Origin of the sequence: Hafnia paralvei ATCC 29927, assembly GCF_001655005.1 — a bacterium.
Taxonomy (GTDB): Bacteria; Pseudomonadota; Gammaproteobacteria; order Enterobacterales; family Enterobacteriaceae; genus Hafnia; species Hafnia paralvei.
Genome location: NZ_LXET01000044.1, coordinates 350,657 through 377,020 on the forward strand (window position 1 = coordinate 350,657; position 26,364 = coordinate 377,020).

Here is a 26,364-nt window from a genome sequence, read left to right on the forward strand (position 1 = left end):
GATATGACTATGCATACCTACATTTATATTGAGCCGTTTTTTGCCCTCCTGTCTCTGGCAAGCAAGCGTTCTCCCTTCCACTGATTTCTGCCATAATACGCCTATTATTGACCGCCCTAGAGCTGAGAATGGCTGTCGGGAAACCTGCCACGGAGCTAACCGATGGATTGCTACAACACATCTGATTTAATCTCTATTGAACAAGCGCTAGACAAATTACTTACCCAAACCTCTGCAATTACCGATCGTGAAGATATTGCGCTTACTGAAGCTGCAGGTCGCATAACTGCTCAGCCAGTCATTTCCCCAATCAATGTGCCGCCATTTGCCAACTCAGCAATGGATGGATATGCCGTGCGTTTACAAGACGTCACTCCCGATGCTGTTCTTACGATCGCGGGAAAGGCATTTGCGGGTTCACCCTTTAGTGGCGAATGGCCCGCAGGAACCGCTATCCGCATTATGACGGGAGCGCCAGTACCCGCGGGAGCGGATGCGGTTATTATGCAAGAACAGGCTGAAGTGTCTGAACAAGGTGTACGCTTCACGGCCATGCCACAGCAGGGGCAAAATATTCGCTTAGCAGGTGAGGATATCCAGCAAGGTGCCGAAGTTCTGGCGGCAGGTGTGCGTTTGGGAACGGCTGAATTACCCTTATTAGCATCTTTAGGAATAGCTCGTCTGCAGGTTGTACGTAGACTAAAAGTGGCACTATTTTCTACCGGAGATGAGCTACAGCCAGTCGGTACACCGTTGCAAGAGGGGCAAATCTACGATACTAACCGTTTTGCCGTTCGCTTGATGTTAGAGCAAATGAACTGCGACATCATCGATTTAGGTATTATCCGCGACGACCCGCAGGCATTACGCGAAGCCTTCAAAGCTGGCGATCTACAAGCAGACCTGCTGATTAGTAGCGGTGGGGTATCCGTGGGAGAAGCCGATTTCACCAAACAGATTTTAGATGAAGTTGGCAAAATCAGCTTCTGGAAACTGGCAATGAAGCCAGGTAAACCTTTTGCTTTTGGTCAGCTTAATCGTGCGCTGTTCTGCGGTTTACCAGGCAATCCGGTTTCGGCAGTCGTGACTTTCTATCAGCTTGTGCAACCGCTCATCGCCCATCTTTCTGGTGATAAAAGCTGGCAGGCTCCTGCACGTTTGAAAGCTAAGGCGATGACGCCTCTGAAAAAATCACCAGGACGTCTGGATTTTCAACGAGGCATCGTGAGCGCTAATGCACAAGGCGAACTGGAAGTGCGCACCACTGGTCATCAAGGCTCGCACGTATTTAGTTCATTCACCCTTGGAAACGCGTTTATCGTGTTAGAACGCGAACGCGGATCGGTTAAAGCAGGTGAGCTGGTCGATGTTGAGTTGTTTAATCCACTGTTGAGATTCTAACTATGGCGCCAGAGATACCCGTATCTTCACCAGAAGAGCTTAGCGACGCAGAGATGATGCGTTATAACCGTCAAATCGTCCTGCGTGGTTTTGATTTTGATGGGCAAGAAAAGCTCAAAGCGTCACATGCGCTGATTATCGGATTGGGTGGCTTAGGCTGCCCCGCTAGCCAATATCTGGCGGCTGCCGGAGTAGGAACGCTGACGCTGGTCGACTTTGACACGGTATCTCTCTCGAATCTGCAACGCCAAATTCTGCATAGCGATGCGCGCATTGGCATGGCGAAGGTTGAATCCGCGGCTCAGTCACTGCGCGTGGTTAATCCCCATACGCAGCTTCGTCCCATTAATGCTGTGCTTGACGATGTGGCTTTGGCTGAACTGATTGAAAAATCAGATGTGGTTCTGGATTGCACAGACAATGTGGATATCCGCGATCGTCTCAACCGTTTGTGTTTTAGCCAACGTAAACCGCTGGTATCCGGCGCGGCTATCCGTATGGAAGGCCAAGTTAGCGTATTCACCTATCAGGATAATGAGCCTTGTTATCGCTGCCTCAGCCGCTTATTTGGCGCTAATGCACTGACCTGCGTCGAGGCTGGTGTGATGTCTCCTCTCGTCGGGATCATCGGTGCTACTCAGGCGATGGAGGCTATCAAACTACTGAGCCACTTTGGTCGTATCCCGCATGGGCAGGTAATGATGTATGACGCGATGAGCTCGCAATGGCGAACCATGAAACTTGCGAAAAATCCTACCTGCGACGTTTGTGGTAACGCATAGTCGATCTGGTCAGTGCTCCTAGCTGTTGCATATTTGTTGAATATTATAAAGATAAAACGTTATGGTGGCTCCGAAACGTTTTATCTATCAACTTATCGACCCCTATTACCTCTCTGATTTTTCATTATCCGGAGCCACCTATGCTAAGACTTTCCACGTTGGACCATTTAGTTCTCACCGTCGCTGATATCAACAAATCCGTGCAGTTCTATCAGCAGGTTCTAGGTATGGAAGTCGAAACATTCGGCTCTGAAGGTCGAACCGCCCTGAAATTTGGTGATCAAAAAATTAATCTCCACGCGGCTAAAGCGCCCTTCCGCCCACATGCCAAACACCCAACGCCGGGTAGCGCCGATTTATGCTTTATCACGCCTCAACCGGTGCAAGAAGTGGTTCTTTGGGTTATTGGATGCGGTGTTGAGGTGATTGAGGGGCCGGTCACCAGAACCGGTGCGACAGGGAAAATCAACTCAATTTATCTACGTGATCCGGACGGAAATCTAATAGAAATCGCCAATCGCCTTTAAATTTTTCTTGGTCAACGCGTATGCAGTGTGAATTATTACAGAGCAGCCCATTCAGTCCTCCTTCTAAGTCACACGTGGTGTATTATCAATAAAGTCATCTCCCCCTATTCTACCGCCACAAGGAGCCTGAATGCGGCATCAAGAGATCCTACTCACCGCTGCTACGCTACTTTCCGTCATTTTATCTCAATCGAGTGCCATGGCAGCTCCGCCGCTTATCAGTAGCCAACACATTGTGCGTTCCAACAATATTATCTTGATGGAAGGGGATATTATTGGCCCAGCTAAAAGCTACCATCAGTACGTCATCGGCCCAGAAAGCCAAGATACATTGCGCGATATCAGCATCGAATTTGCCCGTAATGGACAAATCAGCTCAGCGAGTCAAAGCTACGGACCTAACCCTGTTTGGGAAAGCCGATTAGTCCCTGACGATATTGGCTGGATGAGTCGCAGCGTGGTTGCAGTTCAGACAAACAACGAGCAGGACGTTTCGCAGTTGATTAGCGCCTATAAAACCGATGAACGCGGACGGATCGTGAAAGTCACAGAAGTTGAAGCCGGTGATAAAACGATTGGTATCACTAACCAATATTATTTTTATACACCTGACGATCTGGTGCGTTTTTATGTTGCCGTGGGACACAATCCAGGATTTGGCGTCTATCTTTATCGACCTGATGGCCGATTAGAGAAAGTGATCAAAAATGACAATGATTCTGTGTCTAGTTTTACCGACGACGGTAAAGATCTCAGCTCCATGACAAAAACACCGCATGTCACCTACATTACCGAATGTCAGAAATGGGATAACAGCGGCAACTGCGTGCAATCAGAAAAACAGGAAATCATCAGCTTCGACTACCAAGGCGAAACGAAATCCATCACGTCACGCTTTATGCTACAGCAGGACATTTTGTACTACCCGCCACATCGCGCAACTACTCCTTAACGGGAATGCGTGAATACGGGAATAGAAGATAAAAAAAGGGTATTTGCCAAAGCAAATACCCTTTTTACATTTCTGCTCAATCAACCACTAAGCCGCAGGTTTCAATGCCTGATAAGCCTGAGTCCATTGCGGATAGCGATCTGGCGCATTCCACACAAGCTGATGCAGACGAGCTAGAGTCACAGGATCGCTCAGCAATGCTAAACGCTCATCGCGACTCAGATCTTGCGGTGCTCCGCTCAGCGCTTTCTCAACTCGCTCTTCACGAGCCTTGGAGATCGCTGCGTGTGCGTGGTGACGCGCCGTTGCCATCGCCGTGGCTAAGGCGTTGTATGACGGATCAAACACAGCACGTAAAAACCCATGATCGAGTTCACGCTGGTTATTCATTTCAACGTAGCGCTCAGTCGCCACCATCTCAACCGGCGGTGAATATTCCTCTGGGATCAGGAAGATCTTGGCTCGCTTACACTTCACTCCCAGAGTACGGCGACTAGTGATAACCGACACTATCGGTGACAAGATCAACGATACGACGATCGGAGACAACCACCATAAGAAGCGAAGATCCAGTATCGCAACCCCACCAGCCCAAATAAGACCGAGAAGACATTGCGAGCCATGACGACGGAAAGCTTCACCCCAAGGTGTAGCATCATCGTCACGCTGAGGAGATTGCCAAGTAATTGACCAGCCGAGAAATGCGCTCACCACAAACACCGTATGGAAGATCATGCGCACCGGTGCCAGCAGTACGGAGAACAGCATCTCCAGCAGCATAGAAATCAGCAGGCGGAATGAACCACCATACTCTTTCGCACCTTTAGCCCAAATAAGCACCACACTAAGCAGCTTCGGTAAGAACAACAACACCAACGTGGTTGAGAACAATGCAATGGCCAGTTCTGGTCGCCACTGCGGCCAAACGGGGAATAGCTGACGTGGCTGCAAGAAATATTGCGGCTCCATCAGCGTATGCACCACCTGCAACGCTGTCGATAGCACCAAGAACATAAACCATAGCGGTGCAGAGAGGTAAGACATCACCCCTGTAAGGAACACCGCACGATGAACCGGATGCATGCCTTTGACGAGGAACAAACGGAAGTTCATCAGGTTACCCTGACACCAACGGCGGTCGCGCTTTAATTCATCCAGTAGGTTTGGCGGCAATTCTTCATAGGATCCCGGCAAATCGTAGGCGATCCATACGCCCCAGCCCGCACGACGCATCAGCGCAGCTTCAACGAAGTCATGCGACAGAATAGAACCCGCGAAGGTGCCATTACCCGGCAACGGTGCCAGCGCACAATGTTCGATAAACGGTTTAACACGGATAATCGCGTTGTGGCCCCAGTAGTGAGACTCGCCCAACTGCCAGAAATGTAAGCCCGCCGTAAAGAGTGGCCCGTACACGCGCGTAGCAAACTGCTGAATACGCGCATACAGCGTATCCATACCGGTTGCCTTCGGCGCGGATTGGATGATCCCAGCGCTTGGATTGGCTTCCATCAGACGAACCAGATTGGTTAAACACTCTCCGCTCATCACGCTGTCGGCGTCGAGAATAACCATGTAGCTGTATTCCCCGCCCCAGCGACGGCAGAAATCATCGATGTTGCCTGATTTACGTTTTACGCGGCGACGGCGGCGGCGATAAAAAATACGCCCTTCGCCACCGACTTCTTTGCAGATTTCCATCCACGCTTTTTGCTCAGCGACGCAAATATCAGGATCGTAGCTGTCGCTCAGAACAAAGATATCAAAATGCTCAATTTGCCCTGTCGCCACAACAGATTCGTAGGTAGCACGCAGGCCGGCAAATACACGCGATACGTCTTCATTACAAATCGGCATGATGAGCGCCGTGCGATGGTTAGGATTTAATGCTTCATCCCCCACCGTCGTCGCGGAAATGCTGTATTTATCCCGTCCGATCAATAGCTGAAGGAAGCCCATCAGCGCCGTCCAGAATCCCGCCGATACCCAGCAAAACAGAATGGCAAATAGCACCAAAATGCCCGACTGCAATACATAAGGCAGCAATTCCAACACTGACTGCATCAATGGCTTATCAAACATTGACAGCGGATCGATCAGATCCCAGCCCTGATAAGGCAAAATGGTTTTCATGTACCATGTTGCGATCACGGTTTGGGTCAGCATCAAAATCAACAGCACCCAACGGCGCATTGAGCCCACTTTACGCCAGCGTTTATCCGCCTCAGCTTCTGCTGCGGTTTTAAACTGATGCTTAGGTGGCTGGGTTCTGCCCAACAAACTATCCCACAAGCGACCCACAGGGTTAGTTCGCCACTTTTCAGGGAACATCGACGTACGCTTAATTACTGGCATTGCTTTGATCGCAGTACGTCCCGCCGCATCTTTTGTTAGCAACGCTTTTTCTTCCAGCGTATCCGACCAGCCCATTTCCAGACGCGATTCAACTGAACAAAGAGGCGCATCTTGCGCCTCTAAATCCGACAGTTGAACATCGTCTGAGGCCAGCGACCTATGCACCGCATCAACAGAAATTTCCTGTGATGCGGCCATTTGCTGCCTGAGCGCGGCTTCTTGCTCCGCGCTCATCGCCAGTGCCTTCAAATAGGCATCAGCATTCTCAGTAGACTTATTCATTGGCAGGTAACTGATAGCTCCAGGTTTCACTCAGCGGTTTATCTTCTTTAACCAGATAAGCGCGCATCTCAACCGGTTTTTTGTTGTCGATAACGTTGAAGCGCAGCGTCAAACGCCAGCCGCCGGTTACCGGGTTGTAACGCAAATCATTCTGTACCAGTTTAGTATTGTCATCCGTCGTCACCTGAGTAGTCACAGGAGCATCTGGTGTCAACGCTTTCAATGCCGGGCCAACGAAATCAACAATCAGTGCCGTCGTGCCGTCTGGTTCACGGATCAGGTTTGACTGTTTCACATCGCCAGTTGAGCGCATTGTCTGTTTTACCCACGCTAACTCAGGATCATGAAGTTTTGCTTCGTCACGAGTGAAGTGTAGACGGTAATCCAGATTAATTGGTTTTCCGACTTCTGGCAGGCTTGCAGGGATCCAGAACGCAACGATATTGTCATTGGTCTCATCTGCAGTTGGAATTTCTACCAGTTCAACTTTACCTTTGCCCCACACGCCGCGTGGTTCTACCCAAGCGCCAGGACGCAGATCGTAGCGATCGTCTAAATCTTCATACTGGGAAAAATCACGAGTACGTTGCAGCAGGCCGAAACCTTTAGGGTTTTCAACACTGAAGGTACTGACCGACAGGTGTTTAGGATTATTCAGAGGACGCCAGATCCATTCACCATTACCGGCGTGAATCGACAGGCCTTCAGAATCATGCAGCTGTGGGCGATAGTTCACGTTGCTTGACGGTTGGTTAGAACCGAACAAATACATGCTGGTCAGCGGAGCCATACCCAACACGCCGACTTTATCACGCAGATAAACGCGAGACTGAACGTCAACCACAGTATCTGTACCCGGCGTTACAATCATGCGATAGGCACCCGTGGCACGCGGAGAATCCAGCAGCGCATAAATCACTAAATGCTTATCTTTGGCTTTTGGACGTTCGATCCAGAACTCACGGAAACGCGGGAATTCTTCACCGGAAGGCAGCGCAGTATCAATGGCTAAACCACGGGCAGAAAGACCATAAACCTGACCTTTTCCCACCACGCGGAAGTAGCTGGCCCCCAGCATGCTCATAATTTCATCGTTTTTACCCGCCTGATTGATCGGATAAACCACTTTGAAACCGGCAAAACCTAAATCTTTCACAGCCTCAGGGTCGTGTTTGACAGAACCAAAATTAAAGTAATCTGGATTGTATTTGATCTGACGAACCGACGTTGCTGTCACTTCGTTGATTTTGACTGGTGTATCGAAATACATTCCCTGATGGTAAAACTCTAACTTAAATGGAGTCTTGAGGTTATTCCAATAGGGTTTGTCATGATTGAATTGAATTTGCTGATAATCAGCAAACTTCATCTCACGAAACTCTGATGGCAGATTGCTTTTAGGCGCCTTGAAGGACTCCCCTGCCAGAGATTGTGCTTTTTTTGCAACATCATCTAGCGAAAACGCCCATGCCTGTGTTGTTGCGTGCATCAGAAATACCGATGCAGCCAGCCCTGTTAAAGCGCGAACCTTGGGCCGGGTGATTAATAAATGTGTTAGCACATACCCCCCTGATGGTGCTCTACGAAACGAAGAACTCAGTTATAAATTGGTTTATTGGACAGCATAGTAATGGATCACTCACCCCGCCGACAACAACCTAATAAGGCTAACGACAAGGCTGAATTGGATTTAATTATACCCGCCGCAGGTAATAATTAAATTAACATTTAAAATCAAAATGTTACATTAAGTGTTTTTAGGAGTATCCCTAACAGAAACCTAATTCAATAGGCCAAAAATTTCACTGAATAGAATTAGCGCAATGGCTTCAAACACCGAGATATACCGCGGGAAGACGCTTTTTTATCCATAATTCTGATTGACCAAGAGCGTAAGAACGGAACCGTAAAACGCTTAACTCGAAATGAGAAAGCCAATCCACACCGGTCGTTTTCAGAAACCGGTGCGGTAACGGGGATTCGTTTTAAGGTTTGATGTAGAAATAACCATTTTCTTGGTGCTCAACCAACGCCAATATTCCGGCAGGGACTGTGTTTACACCCATCAATAGTTTATCTAACGTTATGTTATTCGCGCGCATAGCATTTTCACAGGCAAGTAGAACAACGTTAGCTTGCTGCAGGGCTTCCCAATTGGGAGACTCGTCGCTGTCTGCAATCAGTGTACTGATGGCCGACCCCGTGAAGATAATATGAATATCGGTAAACGCACCGCTTCGGGCTTTGAGGAGATTGGTTGCGTTATTAAAGGCAGAGATACAGTGGGTTGATTCGGAAACATGCATGACGACTTTCATATAGCCAACAATATTGATGAATACATGAAGCGAACCTTAGCAGTCTGCGTAAGCAAAGTCATTGCTGGGCACTTCTGTTGCCATCTTGAAATGCAAAAAAATCTTGCCGTTTTCTTGCACCTTTACAGAAACAATCAACAATAGATATTTGAATAGAGAAATTCATAACCACTACCAATAGCGAGAAACATCATGGACATGTACCTAACCTTAGATGAAGCTATCGACGCCGCCCGCGAAACCTATCTGGCCGATCATGAGAATAGTGACGATGCATCGCAGGTTGCACAATTCAATCTGCAAAAATATGTTATGCAAGATGGCGAGATTATGTGGTTAGCGGAGTTTCACGCCACTGAAGATGAAGGCGGCGAAGGTGTGCCAATGTTTAGTGGCGAAGCTGCACAGGCTATTTTCGATAACGACTACGACGAAGTGGAAATTCGCGAAGAGTGGATCACTGAGAACACACTCTATGAGTGGGACGAAGATGACTTTCAATATGAGCCGCCGCTGGACACAGAAGAAGGCGAAGCGGCCTCCGATGAATGGGAAGAACAAAACTAGTCGCGATTTCACATCTCAATCGATCTATCGTACTTCCGTTCCTGGGATAGATCGATTGTGTCCTCTTCTGTTAATTCTGCCTCCTCATCATAGATCTAAGTAGCGCTACCGCTCTGGTTGATTATCATCGCTGATACTTTATGGCTATAATCGCCATTCACCTATGCGATGAATGATTCGGTTTAAAATATTTTGCAAGAAAATTTCAACATGCTGTTGGCGGTTTTTGAACGCGCCGCCCTGATGCTCATCTGTATCTTCTTTCTGACGCGTATTCGCCTATTCCGCCAACTGCTGCAAAAAGAGCAGCATACTCGAATTGAATTGGCTGCGGTCACCGCTATCTTCACCACTTTTGCCCTTTTCAGTACTTATAACGGCATCAGCGTGGAAGGCGCACTTATCAACGTGCGAATTATCGCCGTGGTTTCGGGTGGGATACTGTTTGGTCCGTGGGTGGGAATTATTACCGGCGTTATTGCGGGAGTACATCGTTACCTCATCGACATGGACGGTGTGACCGCTATTCCATGCTTAATCAGCAGCATCGTGGCCGGTATTATTTCAGCGTGGATCCATCAACGCGTGGCCAAGGAAAAGCGTTGGAGCGCGGGTATTTTGGCGGGCATGCTGTGCGAAAGTCTCACCATGCTGCTGATCATCGCCTTTATCGACTCAAAACCGTTAGGCATCGATATCGTTGAGCATATCGGTTTACCCATGATCCTTGGCGCCGGTTGTATTGGCCTGATCGTTTTGCTGGTGCAGAGCGTGGAGGATGAGAAAGAGGTTATCGCCGCTCGTCAGGCTAAACTGGCACTCGATATTGCTAACAAAACCCTCCCCTACTTCCGTAATATCAATAATGACTCTTTGATGACGATTTGTAGCATCATTCGGGATGATATCAACGCCGATGCAGTCGCGATTACCAACACAGAAAACATCCTTGCCTACGTAGGCGTTGGCCAAGAACAATATAATATTGGGCAAGAGCTCATCAGCGATGTCACTCGCCAAACCATCCAGCGCGGCGACATTACCATCAATAATAACGACGAAGCCCACCGCACACCGCAGATCCATTCGCAAATCATCATCCCACTTCGGGAAAAAGGTGAAGTGACTGGCACACTAAAAATTTATTACTGCCACGCCCATAAAATTACCTATTCATTAAAAGTAATGGCAGTAGGACTATCTCAAATTATCTCTACCCAAATTGAAGTTTCACGCATTGAGCAACTGCGTGAAATGGCTGACAAAGCCGAACTCCGTGCCCTACAAAGCAAGATTAATCCGCATTTTCTATTCAATGCGCTTAACGCTATTTCTTCCTCGATTCGAACCAATCCAGACACCGCTCGCCAACTGATTATCAATTTGGCTAGCTATCTGCGATTCAACCTTGAACTCAACGACGAACATATTGATATCAAGCGCGAACTGCATCAGGTACAAGACTATGTCGCGATAGAAAAAGCACGCTTCGGCAATAAGCTAACCGTCATTTTTGATATCGACGATGTGGATTTAACCATCCCCAGCCTACTCATTCAGCCCTTAGTCGAAAACGCGATTGTTCATGGCATTCAGCCATGCCGTGGCAAAGGCGTTGTGGCAATTGCGGTGAAAAAGAAAGACAACCGGATCCGGATTTCAATCAAAGATACAGGTAATGGGATCAGCCAAGAAACGATTGACCGCGTCGAGCGCGGCGATATGCCTGGGAATAAAATTGGCCTGTTGAACGTCCATCAGCGCGTCAAACTACTTTATGGGGATGGGCTGCATATTCGCCGCCTTGAACCCGGTACTGAAATCTATTTTTACATTACCCCAAGCGTTTCTACGCACAGCGAACTCTCGGTGCTAGAACCCAAGGAGGTTAATACACCATGAAAGCCATCATCGTAGAAGATGAATTCTTAGCTCAGGAAGAACTGAGCTACTTAGTCCGTACGCATAGCAAAATTCAGATTGTTGGAACCTTCGACGATGGTCTCGACGTCTTAAAATATCTCCAACACAACGAAGTGGACGCTATCTTCCTCGACATTAATATCCCGTCGTTAGATGGTGTTTTGCTGGCGCAAAACCTAAGCAAGTTTGCGCGTAAACCGCAGATTATTTTCATTACCGCCTACAAAGAACATGCTGTTGAGGCTTTTGAGTTAGAAGCGTTTGACTATATTTTGAAGCCTTACCATGAGTCACGCATTATCACCATGCTGCAAAAGCTAGAAGCAAGCCACCAGCGCGATCAGGAATTAACTCAAAACAATACCGTGACACGCCCTGCGCCAAAAACCATCAATCTGATTAAAGACGAGCGAATCATTGTCACCGAGTGCAACGATATCTATTACGCTGCCGCTGATGAAAAAGTCACGCGCGTTTTTACGCGCCGTGAAGAGTTTGTGATGCCGATGAATATCACCGAATTCTGTAACCGTCTGCCAGAGGAGAAGTTTTTCCGCTGTCATCGTTCGTACTGCGTAAACCTTGCAAAGATTCGTGAAATCGTCCCTTGGTTCAATAACACCTATGTGTTACGTCTTACCGATCTTGAATTTGAAGTTCCCGTAAGTCGTGGAAAAATAAAAGCATTCAGACAGTTAATGCGGCTTTAGCGCTGGCATGTTTGCTAGGAAATGCCCAATAAAAAGAGAGATTTCACAGAAAATCTCTCTTTTTTTTTCAAAATAAAAATCTACGTCACCATATCCAACTAGACCAAATCACTACACATATAGAGCTAATCTCTAAACAGATAAAATAATTAAGTGATATATATTATTTGTGTTACGAAAAATAATTTCACAAGTTATTATACCCATCTAATAACACAGTAATTTATTGATTGATTTATGAGCAATTAGCTCGGTTGTATGACAAGAGAATAGTGATGAATAATAACATTTTTGCAGTTGCCCTTATTGGCACACTTCTGGCGACGACCTGTGCTTATGCAACCTCAGTGGAAGGTTGTGAGCAACAGAATAGTATGGTTATCCCCATCGATACATCGGCGGGCACGGTTCAAACCGCAAATCTAAAAGAGTCCAAAAACACATCGGTTCATATGTCCTGCGAAGACTTTTTGGCGTTGGATACACAAGCACAGACACCCGTCGTATTCTGGGTAAGCAATCTCGATCCAAATGACCAAGGCAATGATGACGTAGATCAAAGGCAGATTGACGAGTTCGTCACCCCAATGGTGATTGAAGAGTGCCATAAAACACCAGCGCTTAAGCTGGTAGACTTAAAAAGTAAAATAGAGCAATACATCCAAAGACACTTCTGAACATCGTGATTTCTGATTACCACGACTAACGAAAAAAGCCTGCATAGGATAACTATGCAGGCTTTTCGAGCGCATGATCGGCATCGGTAGAAGCTAAAGTTTAATCCCCAACTCTTGACGCAAATGTGCACCTGCGCCCAGCAGGCCTGGGTTATCATGCGTAATCATATACACAGGAATATCATGCACATAATCTTTGAAACGACCTTTGTCTTCAAAAGCTGCGCGGAATCCTGAGGCCTTGAAGAACTCAAGGAACCGAGGAACAATCCCACCTGCGATATATACGCCGCCAAAAGTCGCCATATTCAAGGCCAAATTACCGCCAAAACGCCCCATAATGACGCAAAAGAGTGACAAAGCTCGACGGCAGTCAGTGCATGAATCGGCTAGCGCGCGTTCAGTTACATCTTTTGGCGCTAAATTTTCCGGCAGACGCCCGTCAGATTTCACAATCGCATGGTACAGATTAACTAAGCCCGGCCCAGAAAGGATACGCTCAGCGGAAACATGACCTAGCTCTGGGCGTAGCACTTCCAGAATCATATCTTCCTCTTCGCTATTGGCTGCAAAATCGACGTGCCCGCCCTCGCCCGGCAAGCTGATCCAACGCTCTGCCGCATGGATCAGGTGTGCAACTCCGAGCCCTGTTCCGGCACCGTAAATAGCGATCGGTTTATCCTTCTGTGGCTCTTTGCCGCCAAATTGCATCAGGTGCTCAGGTTTAAGCATCGGAATCGCCATCGATACCGCAGTAAAGTCATTGATGACCTCTAATTTTTCCAGCGCCAGATTCTTTTTCATCTCCGCAATAGAAAATGCCCAAGAATGGTTAGTCATCGCCACCCAATCTTCGGTCACTGGGCAAGCAATGGCGATACAGGCTTCCTTGACAGAAACGTTATGTTCTTGCAGATAAGTACGGATTGTTGCTTCCAAGCTATCAAACTCTAAGCCGGAATAGGTCTTGGCCTGTGAGATCTCACCGTTTTCCAGCGAACAAAGCGCCAGACGAGCGTTAGTGCCGCCGACATCCCCGACCAGTGCGTGCGTAGTCATACTGCCCTCTCCCCAATGTGCTACCTGAACCACCCAAAAATGACAGAGCGTATCTAACCACAGCCCCTGCGGCCGTCACAATGACCGATCATCTCCGTGCCACGCAATAGTGAAATCGATCACAAAAATCGTTTCAGCTTCCAATTTCACCTTGTCATTTTGCCTATGAACTTAGGCGATTAACTCGCATGACCCAAAGCCCAGTGTGCTGCATATTCGGCATGTATTTGGGCTGTATCAAACAAAGGAACGACGGCATCGGTTTGAGCCACCAGCAGAGCAATCTCCGTGCAACCAAGGATAATCCCCTGTGCACCCTGTTCAGACAGACGCTGCATAATCTCGCGATACTGCTGACGTGATTCAGGACGGATCTGTCCTAAGCACAGTTCCTGATAAATAATGCGGTGGATGACTTCTCTATCTGACTCGTTGGGCACAATAACCTCGATGCCAAATTTATCCGTGAGCCGCCCGCGATAAAAATCCTGCTCCATAGTAAAACGCGTGCCTAATAGCCCAATGCGCGTTAGCCCTTGCGCCTTAATGCGTGCCGCCGTCGCATCAGCAATATGCAGCAGAGGTAATCCGCAGCGAGATTCAATCTGTTCGGCCACTTTATGCATCGTGTTGGTACACACCACGATTCCTTCGGCGCCGGCGGCCTGTAGACGCTGCGCAGCATCAGCCAACAGCTCTCCCGCCTGCGCCCACTCACCACGCATTTGCAAATGTTCTACTTCAGCAAAATCAACGCTATATAAAACCAGCCGAGCGGAATGTAATCCCCCCAGCTGGTTTTTGACCGTTTCATTGATAATCCGGTAGTAAGGAACCGTTGATTCCCAGCTCATTCCGCCCAGCAAACCCAATGTTTTCATGTTTCAGCCTCTCGCTAATCCCATATAGCTTCTTGGATTAACATAACGCAGGCTTGCGGAACGAGTACAGCATTAGCGGAGTGTTGACGCCATCTTGCGAGCAGAGCGACGCTCAACGATACGCTCACGCAGGATGTCATAAACCCAGTTATACAGCATCGTATACGGCAGGAAGAACAGGATAATCCCTAACTCCAGCAGGAAAGCCTGTAGCATCGAAATCCCCAATACAAAGGCCGCGATATTGACGCCAATAACGATAAATCCGCACTCAAAGCCTAGCGCGTGGAAAATACGGACTTTGACATTACGCACGACGCGGCTCACTGGCCACAGTCGATCAAAAATCGCGTTATAAATGATGTTCCAAATCATCGCGGCGGTAGCCAAAATAATGGTTAAACCGCCCATCTCCCACACTGAGCGCTGCATAAGATAAGCCCCCACTGGGGCACAAATAAGCGTGGCAATAGCCTCGAAAGTGACGGCATGGAATACACGTTCCATCAAAGTTTTACGTTGCATAATCACAAGAACCTCAAATAAACCCTCTGAGAGATGTCAGAGATCGTGATTATCATCAACTAAAGCGTTATATTGAAATTAGATACCATCGATAAAATAGATACTTTATGCGATATTCTCCCGAAGCACTGAATGCCTTTGTTGAAACTGTTTCTGCGGGTTCCTTCTCGGCCGCCGCTCGCCGACTACATAAAAGCCAGTCCACGATCAGTACGGCAATTGCGAATCTGGAAGATGATTTAGGTGTCATCCTATTTGATCGTTCAGCGCGCCAACCGGTGCTGACGGAACAAGGACAGCGGGTATTGATCCATGTGCAAGAGATCCTGGCCGCCAGCGAACGTTTGGATCAGCTTGCCGTGCGGTTAATGGATCAGATTGAACCGCGGCTCACATTCGTCCTTTCTGATACTTTTCATCCCAGCGCGCTCGAAGCACTCCTGCATGAATTCGATCGCCGCTATCCCGATACGGAATTTGAATGCCTGATAGGTGAAGAAGAGGACGTTATCGATCTGCTACAAAAAAATCGCGCCCACATAGGGCTTATTGAAGCGAGGAAAAGTTATCCACCCGACATTAGCGCCGCACGGTTAAGCAAACAAACCGAGATGGCCATTTACGCGGCGCCGACGCACCCACTTGCTCAGCGAGAACGTATCCGCCCCGAAGAATTGGATGCCGTCAGAGAGCTACGTTTAAGTACCTATCTGGAACGCGATCAGGCTCGTGTGCATGGGGTGATTTGGTCTGCGCCGAACTATTTACTGCTGCTAAGTATGGCGGTTCAGGGACTTGGCTGGAGCGTGCTGCCCTGTGCGCTAGTCGACGAGTTTTGTCACCGCGATGAGCTGGTGCAGCTATCGGTTCCCGGCTGGCCGAAATCCACCTCGGTGGATGTTGTATGGTCAAAAGGCTCCCCACCGGGGCCAGCAGGGAGTTGGATCAAAGACTATTTGTTGGGGATGCCAGCGTAGACATCACTCGAATATATTACTCATGGGCTGCATTACGCTCAGCAATGGCTTTACTCAGCTTAGCGAGATATTCTGGCACATCCATCTTAGGCAACATCACTTCGATGAGCGTTAACGCCTTGGGAACGTTAACTTCGCTGAGCACCTTTTCCAAAGCCGGAACGCTGTCCGCCTTATGGGTGGAAAAATCGCCATTCACCGATAGCGCAGACGGAATTTTAGTCCAATTCCACGCAGCAATATCGTTGTAGCTCTCTTCAGGTCCGTGAATCGCACGTTCCACGGTATAACCGTCATTATTCAGCAAAATAATAACCGGTTTCAGGCCGTGGCGTAGCAGAGTACCCAGTTCTTGGATCGTCAGCTGCGCCGAACCATCACCAATCATCAGAACTACACGTCGGTGAGGCTGCGCCAGCTGAGCACCCAATATTGCTGGCAGGGTATAACCGATAGATCCCCATAACGGCTGAACAATAAAAGTCACCCCTTTAGGCAATCGCAATGTGGCTGAGCCAAAACTGGCCGTCCCCTGCTCGGCAACCACAATGTCATCTGGACGTAAAAAGCGTTGCATCTGCTGCCAAAAAGCAGGCTGATCGAGTTTGTTTCCATGGCTTTCCGGTAAACAGTCGAGCAAGGATTCCGGTGCCTGCCATTCAACACTTAACTCCTTTGCCAGTTCCGTCAGTGCTGCCAACGCATCACCCATCGGTAACTGGCTGAAAACCTGCCCTGCAACGCTGGCCGAAAACGGCTGCAGGTCGATCGTTTTATCGGCCGCGATTTGATGAGTAAAACCAGCCGTAACACTGTCGGTCAAACGCACACCAACGCTAATGAGCACATCGGCGTTTTCTATTGCAGCCTTGACCTTGGGTTGACTCGCACCACCGGCATAGGTGCCAATAAAATTAGGCCGGCTTTCATCCAGCACACCTTTCCCCATCAGCAGCGTCGCACTGGCCACACCCTGTAGGTCAGAAAGTTGTTGAACCCGTTGTTTTTGCCCAAATCGATCGGCGAGAAAATCCGCTAACAAAGCCACTTTGCGAGCCGGTTTTAGTAGATCACGCGCAGCCTGAATAAACTCACTCAGCCCCGTCACCTCATCCTGTCTAGCGGCAAACGGATAAAGCTCAGTACGGATTGGCTCATCGCAGACATCGCTTGGCAGTAAGATGTAACCTGGGCGGCGGTGATACAGCACATCGCTGAGCACACGATCGATTTCTAGCGCGGCATTCTCAGGGGTTAACACGGCCTGAGAGCAGGTCACTTCCGCCGCCATACGATAGAAATGACCATAGTCGCCATCGCCTAAAGTATGGTGTAGCAACTCCCCTTTTTGCTGAGAACGGCGGTTGGGAGCTCCTACAATATGTATCACCGGTAAATACTCGGCATAACTACCGGCGGTGCCGTTTATCGCACTCAACTCCCCTACGCCAAACGTCGTTACCAAAGCCGCTGCCGGAGCGCAACGTGCATAACCATCAGCCGCATAGGCAGCGTTAAGTTCGTTAGCGCAACCGACCCATTCCAACTGCGGATGAGCGGTGACAAAGTCTAAAAACCTGAGGTTGTAATCTCCGGGAACACCAAATACGTGTTGGATACCCGCCTGTGAAAGTCGATCAAGGAGATAATCGGACACGCTGTAAATATTGCGGTTTAAAGTCTTGCTCATTACGATGCTCCCAATTAGCGATTTCAGTGCAACACGCGTTGCAGAAACGAAAATTCAATTGACGATTAGAAGTATAGGGGGCGCTTTTTAGTGGCGTAAAAAACCACTGGGGAGCATGATGGAAAGCTAGATTTACGCAGTGAACACGCATTTGGTGCATTATCAGCGATGAGAATTCACGCTCTAGTGAGCTTTTTTCATGTTTTCGTGTAAGGAAGATCAATGAGTTATCTTGCAAGTCCTAAGCGCTATCAATCTATGGAATATCGACGTTGCGGGCACAGCGGTTTACAGCTACCGGCTATTTCGCTCGGGCTGTGGCATAACTTTGGTGATACCACGCTGTTTGATAACAGCCGCGATATGTTGCTGTGTGCCTTCGATTTAGGCATTACTCATTTTGATTTGGCTAACAACTATGGCCCACCTCCCGGCTCTGCGGAGACCAATTTTGGCCGCATTCTGCAGCAGGATCTCATGCCATATCGAGACGAAATGGTGATATCCAGCAAAGCGGGTTACACCATGTGGGAGGGGCCCTACGGTGACTGGGGCAGTAAAAAGTATCTGATCGCCAGCCTAAACCAAAGCCTGAAAAGAATGGGATTGGACTATGTCGATATTTTCTACCACCATCGACCAGACCCGAATACGCCACTGGAAGAGACCATGGGCGCTCTCGACTTGATAGTGCGTCAAGGCAAAGCGCTGTATGTTGGACTATCAAACTATCCGGCCGAAACGGCTCGCCAAGCCATTAAGATCCTGCGCGATCTCGGAACACCTTGTCTAATTCATCAACCGAAGTATTCAATGTTTGAACGTTGGGTTGAAGGCGGTTTGCTGGACGTATTACAGGATGAGGGCGTTGGATCGATTGCCTTTTCCCCATTAGCCGGCGGTTTGCTTACCGATCGCTACCTACACGGTATTCCACCGGATTCGCGTGCGGCACACAGCAAGTTCTTAAAACCGGAAGCCATTACTGAACAGAAGCTTGGTCAGATTAAAAAATTAAATGATATGGCGCTGGCTCGTGGGCAAAAACTTTCGCAAATGGCGCTTGCGTGGGTTCTGCGCGGCGACCGCATCACCTCAGTGCTTATTGGTGCAAGCCGAACCAGCCAAATTGAAGATGCTGTTGGTATGCTAGAAAACCGTCATTTTAGCGCCGAAGAGATCAGCGCCATTGAACGTATTTTGGCCAGCTAGTCTTCATCTACCGAACGCAGTACACGACATGGATTTCCCGCCGCCACCACGCGCGGCGGGATATCTTTGGTCACCACGCTTCCCGCTCCAATCACTGAGCCATCACCAATAGTGACTCCCGGACAGACGATCACTCCGCCGCCGATCCACACGTTGTTGCCAATGGTTATCGGTTTGCCAAACTCGATACCGGAAATACGCTGTTCAGGATTTGTAGGATGAGCGGCGGTATAGAGCTGTACGTGCGGTGCAAACATCACGTCATCACCAATAGTGACGGGCGCAATGTCCAGAATCGTCAGATCCATATTGGCGTAAAAACGCTGACCGATGTTGATGTTGTGGCCATAGTCGCAAAAGAAAGGCCCCGTGATTTCCGCCTGCTTATCTGCATGGGGTAGCAATTCGTGAATCAACGCTTGGCGGGCTTCCCGCTGAGATGGAAGGGTATGATTAAAGCGATAACATAGATCAATAGCCCGCGTTCTATCTGCGACTAATTCACTATCTGACGAGTAATAGTTTTCTCCATCAATCATCTTCTGCTTTTCACTTTTGCTCATGCATACAGCTCCTTTAATTGGCTAGGCAGACAGAATAATCTCAAACACAGTTTTCACCAGCAGATTACCCTATTTCTCCACATTATCATCACATTCAGAATGCTAATATCAGCTAACAGAAAGGAATGGCAGCGTTATATATCAGCCATTGATGACAATAGCGATTAGCGTCCTTCCGCATAAGGAGAAAAATATGTACCAGCGCATTGCGGCCATCGCACTGGCCTTCTGTAGCCTGTTGCCTCTGGGTGTTGCACAGGCAACATCGGCAGATATCGATTTACTTCCAGGCGTTACATTGCATTTAGGTGACCGCGATCAACGAGGGAACTATTGGGATGGCTACGACTGGCGCGATCAGAGCTGGTGGCGTAGCCATCAGGGGCGCTGGATTGGCGATCGTAGCCCTCGCGGATATTATTGGGATGGCGGACGCTGGCGAGATCAGGGATGGTGGCATAAGAACTATTATTCGCGCGGCGGAAAATACTATCGCTACAAAAACAAACATTACCGCCACGACAATGGCAATCACTATGGTCACTATAAAAATGGCCATGACAAAAATAGAGACCATGATCATCACGACGATCATGGCAAAGGCCATGGCCACCATTAAGTACTTAACAAATAATGGGCTCCTAAAAGGAGCCCATTATTTTCTTTAAATCTTCTCAATACTAAAACAGCATACTTGCCAGCAGATAAAAGTTTAACCCGACGACGATAACCACAATCACTCTGCCCGCATTCTGTACATAGCGACCGTTAACCATTTCACCCATGAGTTCTTTATTACCGGTAAATCGAAGCAAAGGTACTAAAGCCAAAGCGATACCGAAACTCAATAATACCTGACTGAGCAACAGGATCCGCGTTGCATCGAGACCCGCCATAATGACGATAAACGACGGTAACATGGTCACTACGCGGCGCACCCACAAAGGGATATAGAATCGGACAAAACCTTGCATCACAACCTGACCAGCCAATGTGCCGACCACGGTAGAGGAAAGACCTGCGGCCACGAGACTCAGGCCAAAGATAGTGGCGGCTGCATGACCAAGCAAAGGTTTCAGCGTCAAATAGGCCTGATCAAGCTCTGCAATCCCACTATGACCAGAGAAGTGAAATGCTGCAGCCGCTGTCGCCATCATCGCAAGGTTCACAAAACCTGCAATTGTCATGGCAATTGCGACATCAAGCTTAGTGGAAGAGTAGCGCTCTGCCTTAGTCCCTTTCGATGACGAAGTCTGAGTCAGCGAAGAATGCAAATAGATAACATGCGGCATAATGGTTGCACCCAATACACCTGCGGCCAAAAATACGGCTTCATGAGTGGGTAAATCAGGAACGAGCATCCCATGAGCTAATTGCGCAATACTTGGCTGAGAAAATACGAGTTCCACAATATAAGCCGCTGCAACAAATAAGAGTAAACCACCAATTACCAGCTCAAGAGGCTTCTGCCCACGGCGCTGTAAGGTGAGAATCAAAAATGTAGCAATACCGGTTAATACCGCGCCTTCCAGTAAAGTACATCCCAACAGCAGTTTGAAACCGATCGCTGCGCCAATGAACTCAGCTAAATCAGTAGCCATCGCAATAATTTCAGCCTGAACCCAGTAGGCCCACACCGCAGGTCGAGGAAAGCGATCGCGAATATGTTCTGCAAGGTTTTTGCCCGTAGCAATCCCGAGCTTAGCAGAAAGAAGTTGGATCAGCATGGCCATGAAGTTGGCCCAGACAACCACCCATAGCAGTTTGTAGCCGTAAGAAGCGCCAGCCTGAATGTTAGTGGCAAAATTACCAGGATCGATGTAGCCAATGGCGGCGATAAAAGCAGGCCCCATCAGCGAAAGTTTTATCTTTCGAGACGCTGGAGGAGTTGTTTCCACAACGCGTGAATCAAGCATATCAGCCACCTTAACACCTATAGTCACGTCAGCAATTTGTGACTTAAACTTTGTTCTTGACTCCATTATCCTCAAAATGAGAATGATTATCAATATCAACTTAAGCGATATTCCCTATCTCTTTGATAGGTCGTTGGCTTGTGGAGTCTGGCAAGGCGCTTTCTGCTTTACATACTTTCCACCTTCATTCCCAAACGGCAGAATATGGTGTTTAATAATAATATCACATTTTATCAAACTTTCACTAACATCGCTATTGGGGCTGTTTTGTTACTTTTCTAACTTTTTTCTTGATTTACGTTATAACAATTTCAATATTTGCAACCTAAGTCTCGTTTTTACCTGTGCCGTTACATAGAATGTGCTGCGAAATTTAGCCTGCCTCATAATTTGGAGCACTGTATGTCCCCTATTTTGCATTTTGTTTTAGCCCTTGCGGTGGTAGCGGTACTTGCCCTGCTCGTTAGCCGCGATCGCAAAAGCATTCGTGTGCGCTTCATTGTTCAGCTGTTAGTCGTAGAGATCCTGCTGGCCTATTTCTTCTTGAACTCCAACATCGGTTTGGGCTTCGTGAAAGGCTTCTCAGGTTTCTTCGAAACTCTGCTCAAGTATGCGGCAGAAGGTACCAACTTCGTCTTCGGTAACATGAGTGACAAAGGACTGGCCTTCTTCTTCCTAAACGTACTGTGCCCAATCGTCTTTATCTCTGCCCTGATTGGTATTCTTCAGCACATCCGCATATTGCCAATTATCATCCGTGCAATTGGTACCGTGCTGTCTAAAATCAACGGCATGGGTAAGCTGGAATCTTTCAACGCCGTGAGCTCACTGATTCTGGGTCAGTCTGAAAACTTCATCGCGTACAAAGATGTTCTGGGTAAAATGTCAGAAAAACGTATGTACACCATGGCAGCAACGGCGATGTCTACCGTTTCGATGTCCATTGTAGGTGCGTATATGACCATGCTGGATGCCAAATTTGTGGTGGCAGCGCTGGTGTTAAACATGTTCAGTACCTTTATCGTACTGTCCCTGATTAACCCATATTCTGTGGATGGTGAAGCCGATATTCAGCTGAAAAACACCCACGAAGGTCAAAGCTTCTTTGAAATGCTGGGCGAATATATTCTGGCTGGTTTCAAAGTCGCGATTATCGTTTCTGCTATGCTGATTGGCTTTATCGCCCTGATTGCAGCGCTGAACGGCTTGACCGAGTGGATCTTCACATTCTTCCATATCGAAGGAATGACCTTCCAACGACTGCTAGGTTATGTCTTCTATCCATTTGCATGGGTGATGGGTGTACCAAGCCACGAAGCGCTGAACGTGGGTAGCATCATGGCGACCAAGCTGGTTTCCAATGAATTCGTTGCCATGATTGATCTGCAGAAGATTGCTACCGATCTGTCTCCTCGCTCACTGGGCATTCTGTCCGTGTTCTTGGTTTCTTTCGCTAACTTCTCGTCCATCGGTATCGTCGCAGGTGCAATCAAAGGCCTGAACGAACATCAGGGTAACGTCGTTGCACGTTTCGGCCTGAAGCTGGTTTACGGTTCTACGCTGGTAAGTATTCTGTCTGCATCGATTGCAGGTCTGTTCCTGTAATTCACAGGCGCATTCTGATTGGTTAAAAGGCGCTTAGGCGCCTTTTTTATTGCCCCCTACCCAACCCACACCTTTTTTAAGAAAATTCCCTAGTATCGATTACAGCGCCTTTTATGGGGGCGTCCCACTCGCTAGCGTGAGCCATGGTTGAAAAAGACGAAATAGAACTTTTGTGTGGGATTAAGCATGGAGTTGAACGCGGGATCTAGAAAAGCAAAAAGCCGACATTTCTGTCGGCTTTCTTAATTTTGGTGGAGCTAAGCGGGATCGAACCGCTGACCTCTTGCATGCCATGCAAGCGCTCTCCCAGCTGAGCTATAGCCCCACGACTGATACTACGAGAAGTGGTTGTACTTCTTTCTTATTACTTAATAATGTTTCCAACCAATCTGAGAAAAGGTTGGTGGAGCTAAGCGGGATCGAACCGCTGACCTCTTGCATGCCATGCAAGCGCTCTCCCAGCTGAGCTATAGCCCCAACGCTGACGCTTAATCGCGTTAACGGGGCGCATGATATGAAACCTCACAAAAGCTGTCAACGGCTAAATGTTCTTCCTGATTTAAACGCTGAAAAAGACGCCAACTCAACGTTATTTATCGACAAATCAGTAGCCAGAGCAAATTCAATCTTTAGGAAAGCTAACGCTGTTTTATGGTTCTACTCACTGTATTCTATTAGCTAGATGTGTAACTATTTCGAGTAATAGAAACGCTGTGACTTTTAGCAAGGAAGGATGATGAATAAGGAATGGTATGCAGCAAAAGAATTGGTTGGAATCGCCGGTTTCCCGACCACGCCTCAGGCAATAAATCAGCGTGCGAAATCCGAAGGATGGCGTAAACAAAAGCGAAGTGGTGTTCAAGGCAAAGCTCTTGAGTACCATATCAGTAGTTTCCCAGATGAAGTTGTTTCTGCCCTGCTCGCAAATGAGGAGTCATCGTTTTATTTAGCAGATATGCCCAAGGCAGAAAAAGCATGGAGCGCGATATATTACCAATTGACTGAAGAAGAACGTGAACTGCTAACGCGTTTTATTATGCGCCAAGGTATCAATGCTCTCTTCGAGCGCTTAGGTGCACGCCCTCAAGCCGTTACTACACCTGATGAAGAAAATATCGAACCTGTCTCTTAATCGTATCGTACTAAGACGCAAGGATTGCAAAATGAAGAAGGAATGGTTCACTAAAAAAGATCTCGTCAATTTAGGCTCAGGCTCTTCCACTCCAGACAAAGCGTGGCTCACTATTTTTAACCAAATGAGCCAAGAAGAGCGCCAGCTTCTAACGACTTTTGTCATGCGTGAGGGAATCGATGCGTTGCTTTGTTGCCTACACACCAACGCTAAAACTAGCCATACCCTGCTGATGAAAAACTAGGGTGTTCATTAATCTCCATCATACGTAAGCTGAACAACCATAATCGTAAGTTTCACGTGCAAAAAAACCGGCCTTAGCCGGTTTTTGTTTTACTGATGCGACTCTTTTATTTATTGCTGTGCTTCTCGCTCAGCAATAAAGGCCAAAGCCATATCAATACGCTTAAGTGAGCGCTGTTGACCAATCGCATGCACGGTAACATCCACACCTGGTGACTGACCTGCGCCTGTAACCGCAACACGCAGTGGCATGCCGACTTTGCCCATCCCTACTTCAAGCTCATCCGCAGTTCCTTGGATCGCGTGATGAATATTTTCAGCAGTCCAATCGGTAATGGCAGCCAGTTTAGCTCGCACTAACTCCAATGGCTGGCGTGCCACAGGGCGAAGATGTTTTTTCGCTGCATCAGCATCAAACTCGGTGAAATCCTCATAGAAGTAGCGCGCCTGAGCGGCCATCTCTTTCAGAGTTTTACAACGCTCGGCCAGCAACTTAACGATTTCTACCAGCTGTGGACCATTACGCGTTTCATAACCCGCCTCATGGATGTGCCATGCCAGATGGATAGCAACATATTCTGGAGGCATGGTGTTGATGTAATGATGGTTCAGCCACTGTAACTTCTCAGTGTTAAACGCACTTGCAGACTTGCTGATGTCATCAAGCGTGAAGAACTCTTTCATTTCATCAATGCTGAAAATTTCCTGATCGCCATGAGACCACCCTAAACGAACCAGATAGTTCAGTAGAGCTTCCGGCAGATAGCCATCATCACGATATTGCATCACACCAACCGCACCGTGACGCTTAGACAGTTTCTTGCCGTCATCACCCAAGATCATGGAAACGTGAGCATATTCAGGAACCGGTGCTCCCAGCGCTTTCAAGATATTAATCTGGCGTGGCGTATTGTTGATATGGTCTTCACCACGAATAACATGGGTAATTTCCATATCCCAATCATCAATAACCACACAGAAGTTATAGGTTGGAGAGCCATCGGTACGGCGGATAATCAGATCATCCAGCTCCTGATTACTAAATTCGATAGGGCCACGAATTTTATCATCAAAGATCACCGAACCTTCCTGCGGGTTCAAGAAACGCACTACGTGAGGCTCGTCATCAGCATGATGTTCATGGCTATGGCGGCAGCGACCATCGTAACGAGGCTTCTCACCGTTAGCCATCTGTGTTTCACGCAGCTCTTCGAGACGTTCTTTAGAGCAGTAACATTTATACGCAGTGCCCTGCTCTAACATCTGATCGATCACATGGTTATAGCGATCAAAACGTTTGGTCTGGTAGTACGGACCCTCGTCCCAATCGAGATTCAGCCAGTTCATACCATCCATGATGGCGTCGATCGCTTCCTGAGTTGAGCGCTCAAGATCGGTATCTTCGATACGAAGAACAAATTCACCGCCGGCGTGGCGGGCGAACAACCAAGAATAAAGTGCGGTACGCGCACCACCTACGTGCAGGTAGCCAGTTGGGCTAGGTGCAAAACGGGTTTTGATTTTCATGTGAAACGTGGCCTTTATTACGCAATGACCGACATTATATACCCTAAATAATTCGAGTTTCAGGCTGCCGACAGATTTGTGAGCCTATAGCCACATAGATAACGATGTGACCAAGAAGACAAACACTGCCAGCGCACGTGCAACGGGAAGAATAACGGGAATAAAAATGTTGCCTGCTTTCTATTACTAATAAGTAGCCAGCATTCTACCATTACGCCCCAATTCCTCAACGCCGTAACGTCTATAGATCGGGGGCATATTGCAGAATGTGCTTAAAAAGCTATCATTGCTGCCTATGTATAAGACATCTTGACTATTTTTCCAACGAACAGCATTTTTTCTTGAAAAAAGCGTTGACCATTTTCGGGCGCTCCCTATAATGCGACTCCACACAGCGGGGGTGATTAGCTCAGCTGGGAGAGCACCTCCCTTACAAGGAGGGGGTCGGCGGTTCGATCCCGTCATCACCCACCACTCTTTAGAGTGTTCCCGCAGTGTGAAGAAGTAAATACAGCAGTAAACGACAGGTTTCAGACTGGG

General features: G+C 48.0%; 23 protein-coding genes, 3 tRNA genes and 1 pseudogene. 15 read left to right on the forward strand and 12 right to left on the reverse strand.

Features of this window, described 5'->3' with window-relative positions; genetic code table 11:
• The first annotated feature begins 162 nt into the window (after positions 1-162).
• From moeA to M988_RS22685, 4 genes are all read left to right on the forward strand, one after another.
• Positions 163-1,401: a molybdopterin molybdotransferase MoeA gene (gene moeA / locus M988_RS13320; RefSeq protein WP_039189558.1), complete on the forward strand. Its 1,239-nt coding sequence runs from the start codon at positions 163-165 to the stop codon at positions 1,399-1,401.
• 2 nt (positions 1,402-1,403) lie between these two features.
• Entirely contained in the window at positions 1,404-2,183 is a 780-nt protein-coding gene (moeB, locus tag M988_RS13325; RefSeq protein ID WP_008812880.1) for a molybdopterin-synthase adenylyltransferase MoeB, read from the forward strand.
• A 140-nt stretch (positions 2,184-2,323) separates the two neighbouring features.
• Positions 2,324-2,710 carry a VOC family protein gene (locus tag M988_RS13330; RefSeq protein WP_039189637.1) on the forward strand — a complete coding sequence of 129 codons (387 nt, stop codon included), beginning with the start codon at positions 2,324-2,326 and terminating at the stop codon, positions 2,708-2,710.
• Positions 2,711-2,840: 130 nt separating this feature from the next.
• Positions 2,841-3,662, forward strand: coding sequence for a hypothetical protein (locus tag M988_RS22685; protein WP_048797564.1), 822 nt, complete (start codon positions 2,841-2,843; stop codon positions 3,660-3,662).
• An 87-nt stretch (positions 3,663-3,749) separates the two neighbouring features.
• Here M988_RS22685 and mdoH read toward each other — a convergent pair whose 3' ends face one another.
• The 3 genes and pseudogenes from mdoH to M988_RS13350 all read right to left on the reverse strand — a co-directional run bounded on the left by mdoH (position 3,750) and on the right by M988_RS13350 (position 8,617).
• Positions 3,750-6,299 (reverse strand): glucans biosynthesis glucosyltransferase MdoH, encoded by a 2,550-nt coding sequence (mdoH, locus tag M988_RS13340; RefSeq protein ID WP_064574511.1) that lies wholly within the window; start codon positions 6,297-6,299, stop codon positions 3,750-3,752.
• A pseudogene (locus M988_RS13345) lies at positions 6,292-7,779 on the reverse strand (glucan biosynthesis protein G); the annotation flags it as partial. The gene mdoH and the pseudogene M988_RS13345, both read right to left, overlap by 8 nt.
• Before the next feature lie 505 nt (positions 7,780-8,284).
• A complete protein-coding gene (locus M988_RS13350) occupies positions 8,285-8,617 on the reverse strand; it encodes a DsrE family protein (protein ID WP_064574513.1) in 333 nt (110 codons plus the stop codon).
• 192 nt (positions 8,618-8,809) lie between these two features.
• Between M988_RS13350 and M988_RS13355 the strand changes: the two genes are divergently transcribed.
• The 4 genes from M988_RS13355 (at position 8,810) to M988_RS13370 (ending at position 12,494) form a co-directional block, all read left to right on the forward strand.
• Positions 8,810-9,184, forward strand: coding sequence for a MysB family protein (locus tag M988_RS13355; protein WP_004096129.1), 375 nt, complete (start codon positions 8,810-8,812; stop codon positions 9,182-9,184).
• 210 nt (positions 9,185-9,394) lie between these two features.
• Positions 9,395-11,086 (forward strand): sensor histidine kinase, encoded by a 1,692-nt coding sequence (locus M988_RS13360; protein ID WP_039189553.1) that lies wholly within the window; start codon positions 9,395-9,397, stop codon positions 11,084-11,086.
• The gene (locus tag M988_RS13365) at positions 11,083-11,817 is read left to right on the forward strand and encodes a LytR/AlgR family response regulator transcription factor (protein WP_008812873.1); all 735 of its coding nucleotides are present in this window, start codon (positions 11,083-11,085) and stop codon (positions 11,815-11,817) included. Before M988_RS13360 ends, M988_RS13365 begins: the two co-directional genes overlap by 4 nt.
• Before the next feature lie 275 nt (positions 11,818-12,092).
• Complete coding sequence (locus tag M988_RS13370) at positions 12,093-12,494, forward strand: HdeA/HdeB family chaperone (RefSeq protein ID WP_064574515.1); 402 nt, start codon at positions 12,093-12,095, stop codon at positions 12,492-12,494.
• A gap of 93 nt (positions 12,495-12,587) precedes the next feature.
• Here M988_RS13370 and glk read toward each other — a convergent pair whose 3' ends face one another.
• From glk to M988_RS13385, 3 genes are all read right to left on the reverse strand, one after another.
• On the reverse strand, positions 12,588-13,553 hold the full coding sequence (gene glk, locus M988_RS13375; protein ID WP_064574517.1) for a glucokinase: 966 nt from the start codon (positions 13,551-13,553) through the stop codon (positions 12,588-12,590).
• A 179-nt stretch (positions 13,554-13,732) separates the two neighbouring features.
• The gene (locus M988_RS13380; RefSeq protein WP_061060240.1) at positions 13,733-14,434 is read right to left on the reverse strand and encodes an aspartate/glutamate racemase family protein; all 702 of its coding nucleotides are present in this window, start codon (positions 14,432-14,434) and stop codon (positions 13,733-13,735) included.
• A 72-nt stretch (positions 14,435-14,506) separates the two neighbouring features.
• Entirely contained in the window at positions 14,507-14,959 is a 453-nt protein-coding gene (locus M988_RS13385) for a multidrug/biocide efflux PACE transporter (RefSeq protein ID WP_061060241.1), read from the reverse strand.
• 107 nt (positions 14,960-15,066) lie between these two features.
• Here M988_RS13385 and M988_RS13390 point away from each other — a divergent pair, with 107 nt between their 5' ends.
• Entirely contained in the window at positions 15,067-15,936 is an 870-nt protein-coding gene (locus M988_RS13390; protein ID WP_064574519.1) for a LysR family transcriptional regulator, read from the forward strand.
• A gap of 16 nt (positions 15,937-15,952) precedes the next feature.
• On the opposite strand, the gene M988_RS13395 is transcribed toward M988_RS13390, so the two are convergent.
• Positions 15,953-17,626 (reverse strand): alpha-keto acid decarboxylase family protein, encoded by a 1,674-nt coding sequence (locus M988_RS13395; RefSeq protein ID WP_064574525.1) that lies wholly within the window; start codon positions 17,624-17,626, stop codon positions 15,953-15,955.
• A 222-nt stretch (positions 17,627-17,848) separates the two neighbouring features.
• Between M988_RS13395 and mgrA the strand changes: the two genes are divergently transcribed.
• Positions 17,849-18,838 carry an L-glyceraldehyde 3-phosphate reductase gene (mgrA, locus tag M988_RS13400; protein ID WP_064574527.1) on the forward strand — a complete coding sequence of 330 codons (990 nt, stop codon included), beginning with the start codon at positions 17,849-17,851 and terminating at the stop codon, positions 18,836-18,838.
• Here the strand turns inward: mgrA and M988_RS13405 are convergent.
• On the reverse strand, positions 18,835-19,401 hold the full coding sequence (locus M988_RS13405; protein ID WP_064574529.1) for a sugar O-acetyltransferase: 567 nt from the start codon (positions 19,399-19,401) through the stop codon (positions 18,835-18,837). The two genes, mgrA and M988_RS13405, sit on opposite strands and share 4 nt — an antisense overlap.
• Before the next feature lie 193 nt (positions 19,402-19,594).
• Here M988_RS13405 and M988_RS13410 point away from each other — a divergent pair, with 193 nt between their 5' ends.
• Positions 19,595-20,020, forward strand: coding sequence for a DUF2502 domain-containing protein (locus M988_RS13410; RefSeq protein ID WP_008812865.1), 426 nt, complete (start codon positions 19,595-19,597; stop codon positions 20,018-20,020).
• Positions 20,021-20,081: 61 nt separating this feature from the next.
• Here the strand turns inward: M988_RS13410 and M988_RS13415 are convergent, their stop codons facing one another.
• Entirely contained in the window at positions 20,082-21,317 is a 1,236-nt protein-coding gene (locus M988_RS13415; RefSeq protein WP_008812864.1) for an Nramp family divalent metal transporter, read from the reverse strand.
• 402 nt (positions 21,318-21,719) lie between these two features.
• On the opposite strand from M988_RS13415, the gene M988_RS13420 reads away from it, so the two are divergent.
• The gene (locus M988_RS13420) at positions 21,720-22,922 is read left to right on the forward strand and encodes a NupC/NupG family nucleoside CNT transporter (protein WP_004096155.1); all 1,203 of its coding nucleotides are present in this window, start codon (positions 21,720-21,722) and stop codon (positions 22,920-22,922) included.
• Between the two features lie 249 nt (positions 22,923-23,171).
• On the opposite strand, the gene M988_RS13425 is transcribed toward M988_RS13420, so the two are convergent.
• A tRNA-Ala gene (locus M988_RS13425) sits at positions 23,172-23,247 on the reverse strand.
• 76 nt (positions 23,248-23,323) lie between these two features.
• Positions 23,324-23,399: transfer RNA gene (locus tag M988_RS13430), tRNA-Ala, on the reverse strand.
• Between the two features lie 259 nt (positions 23,400-23,658).
• Here M988_RS13430 and M988_RS13435 point away from each other — a divergent pair.
• Both M988_RS13435 and M988_RS13440 read left to right on the forward strand, forming a co-directional pair.
• Positions 23,659-24,054, forward strand: a complete 396-nt coding sequence (locus M988_RS13435) for a DNA-binding protein (RefSeq protein ID WP_008812863.1) — start codon at positions 23,659-23,661, stop codon at positions 24,052-24,054.
• Between the two features lie 31 nt (positions 24,055-24,085).
• A complete protein-coding gene (locus M988_RS13440) occupies positions 24,086-24,298 on the forward strand; it encodes a hypothetical protein (protein WP_008812862.1) in 213 nt (70 codons plus the stop codon).
• 110 nt (positions 24,299-24,408) lie between these two features.
• Here M988_RS13440 and gltX read toward each other — a convergent pair whose 3' ends face one another.
• Positions 24,409-25,824 carry a glutamate--tRNA ligase gene (gltX, locus tag M988_RS13445; RefSeq protein ID WP_004096164.1) on the reverse strand — a complete coding sequence of 472 codons (1,416 nt, stop codon included), beginning with the start codon at positions 25,822-25,824 and terminating at the stop codon, positions 24,409-24,411.
• Positions 25,825-26,222: 398 nt separating this feature from the next.
• On the opposite strand from gltX, the gene M988_RS13450 reads away from it, so the two are divergent.
• Positions 26,223-26,298: transfer RNA gene (locus M988_RS13450), tRNA-Val, on the forward strand.
• Positions 26,299-26,364: the final 66 nt, after the last annotated feature.

What these genes read in the sequence shown, in the direction of transcription:
- M988_RS13435 (WP_008812863.1), top strand. Translation starts at nt 23,659, where the DNA reads ATGAATAAGGAATGGTATGCAGCAAAAGAATTGGTTGGAATCGCCGGT.
- M988_RS13440 (WP_008812862.1), top strand. Translation starts at nt 24,086, where the DNA reads ATGAAGAAGGAATGGTTCACTAAAAAAGATCTCGTCAATTTAGGCTCA.
- mgrA (WP_064574527.1), top strand. Translation starts at nt 17,849, where the DNA reads ATGAGTTATCTTGCAAGTCCTAAGCGCTATCAATCTATGGAATATCGA.
- M988_RS13365 (WP_008812873.1), top strand. Translation starts at nt 11,083, where the DNA reads ATGAAAGCCATCATCGTAGAAGATGAATTCTTAGCTCAGGAAGAACTG.
- M988_RS13385 (WP_061060241.1), bottom strand. Translation starts at nt 14,959, where the DNA reads ATGCAACGTAAAACTTTGATGGAACGTGTATTCCATGCCGTCACTTTC.
- moeB (WP_008812880.1), top strand. Translation starts at nt 1,404, where the DNA reads ATGGCGCCAGAGATACCCGTATCTTCACCAGAAGAGCTTAGCGACGCA.
- M988_RS13405 (WP_064574529.1), bottom strand. Translation starts at nt 19,401, where the DNA reads ATGAGCAAAAGTGAAAAGCAGAAGATGATTGATGGAGAAAACTATTAC.
- M988_RS13420 (WP_004096155.1), top strand. Translation starts at nt 21,720, where the DNA reads ATGTCCCCTATTTTGCATTTTGTTTTAGCCCTTGCGGTGGTAGCGGTA.
- M988_RS13410 (WP_008812865.1), top strand. Translation starts at nt 19,595, where the DNA reads ATGTACCAGCGCATTGCGGCCATCGCACTGGCCTTCTGTAGCCTGTTG.
- M988_RS13415 (WP_008812864.1), bottom strand. Translation starts at nt 21,317, where the DNA reads ATGCTTGATTCACGCGTTGTGGAAACAACTCCTCCAGCGTCTCGAAAG.
- M988_RS13330 (WP_039189637.1), top strand. Translation starts at nt 2,324, where the DNA reads ATGCTAAGACTTTCCACGTTGGACCATTTAGTTCTCACCGTCGCTGAT.
- moeA (WP_039189558.1), top strand. Translation starts at nt 163, where the DNA reads ATGGATTGCTACAACACATCTGATTTAATCTCTATTGAACAAGCGCTA.
- mdoH (WP_064574511.1), bottom strand. Translation starts at nt 6,299, where the DNA reads ATGAATAAGTCTACTGAGAATGCTGATGCCTATTTGAAGGCACTGGCG.
- M988_RS13350 (WP_064574513.1), bottom strand. Translation starts at nt 8,617, where the DNA reads ATGAAAGTCGTCATGCATGTTTCCGAATCAACCCACTGTATCTCTGCC.
- M988_RS13380 (WP_061060240.1), bottom strand. Translation starts at nt 14,434, where the DNA reads ATGAAAACATTGGGTTTGCTGGGCGGAATGAGCTGGGAATCAACGGTT.
- M988_RS13395 (WP_064574525.1), bottom strand. Translation starts at nt 17,626, where the DNA reads ATGAGCAAGACTTTAAACCGCAATATTTACAGCGTGTCCGATTATCTC.
- M988_RS13355 (WP_004096129.1), top strand. Translation starts at nt 8,810, where the DNA reads ATGGACATGTACCTAACCTTAGATGAAGCTATCGACGCCGCCCGCGAA.
- M988_RS13360 (WP_039189553.1), top strand. Translation starts at nt 9,395, where the DNA reads ATGCTGTTGGCGGTTTTTGAACGCGCCGCCCTGATGCTCATCTGTATC.
- M988_RS13390 (WP_064574519.1), top strand. Translation starts at nt 15,067, where the DNA reads ATGCGATATTCTCCCGAAGCACTGAATGCCTTTGTTGAAACTGTTTCT.
- M988_RS22685 (WP_048797564.1), top strand. Translation starts at nt 2,841, where the DNA reads ATGCGGCATCAAGAGATCCTACTCACCGCTGCTACGCTACTTTCCGTC.
- glk (WP_064574517.1), bottom strand. Translation starts at nt 13,553, where the DNA reads ATGACTACGCACGCACTGGTCGGGGATGTCGGCGGCACTAACGCTCGT.
- M988_RS13370 (WP_064574515.1), top strand. Translation starts at nt 12,093, where the DNA reads ATGAATAATAACATTTTTGCAGTTGCCCTTATTGGCACACTTCTGGCG.
- gltX (WP_004096164.1), bottom strand. Translation starts at nt 25,824, where the DNA reads ATGAAAATCAAAACCCGTTTTGCACCTAGCCCAACTGGCTACCTGCAC.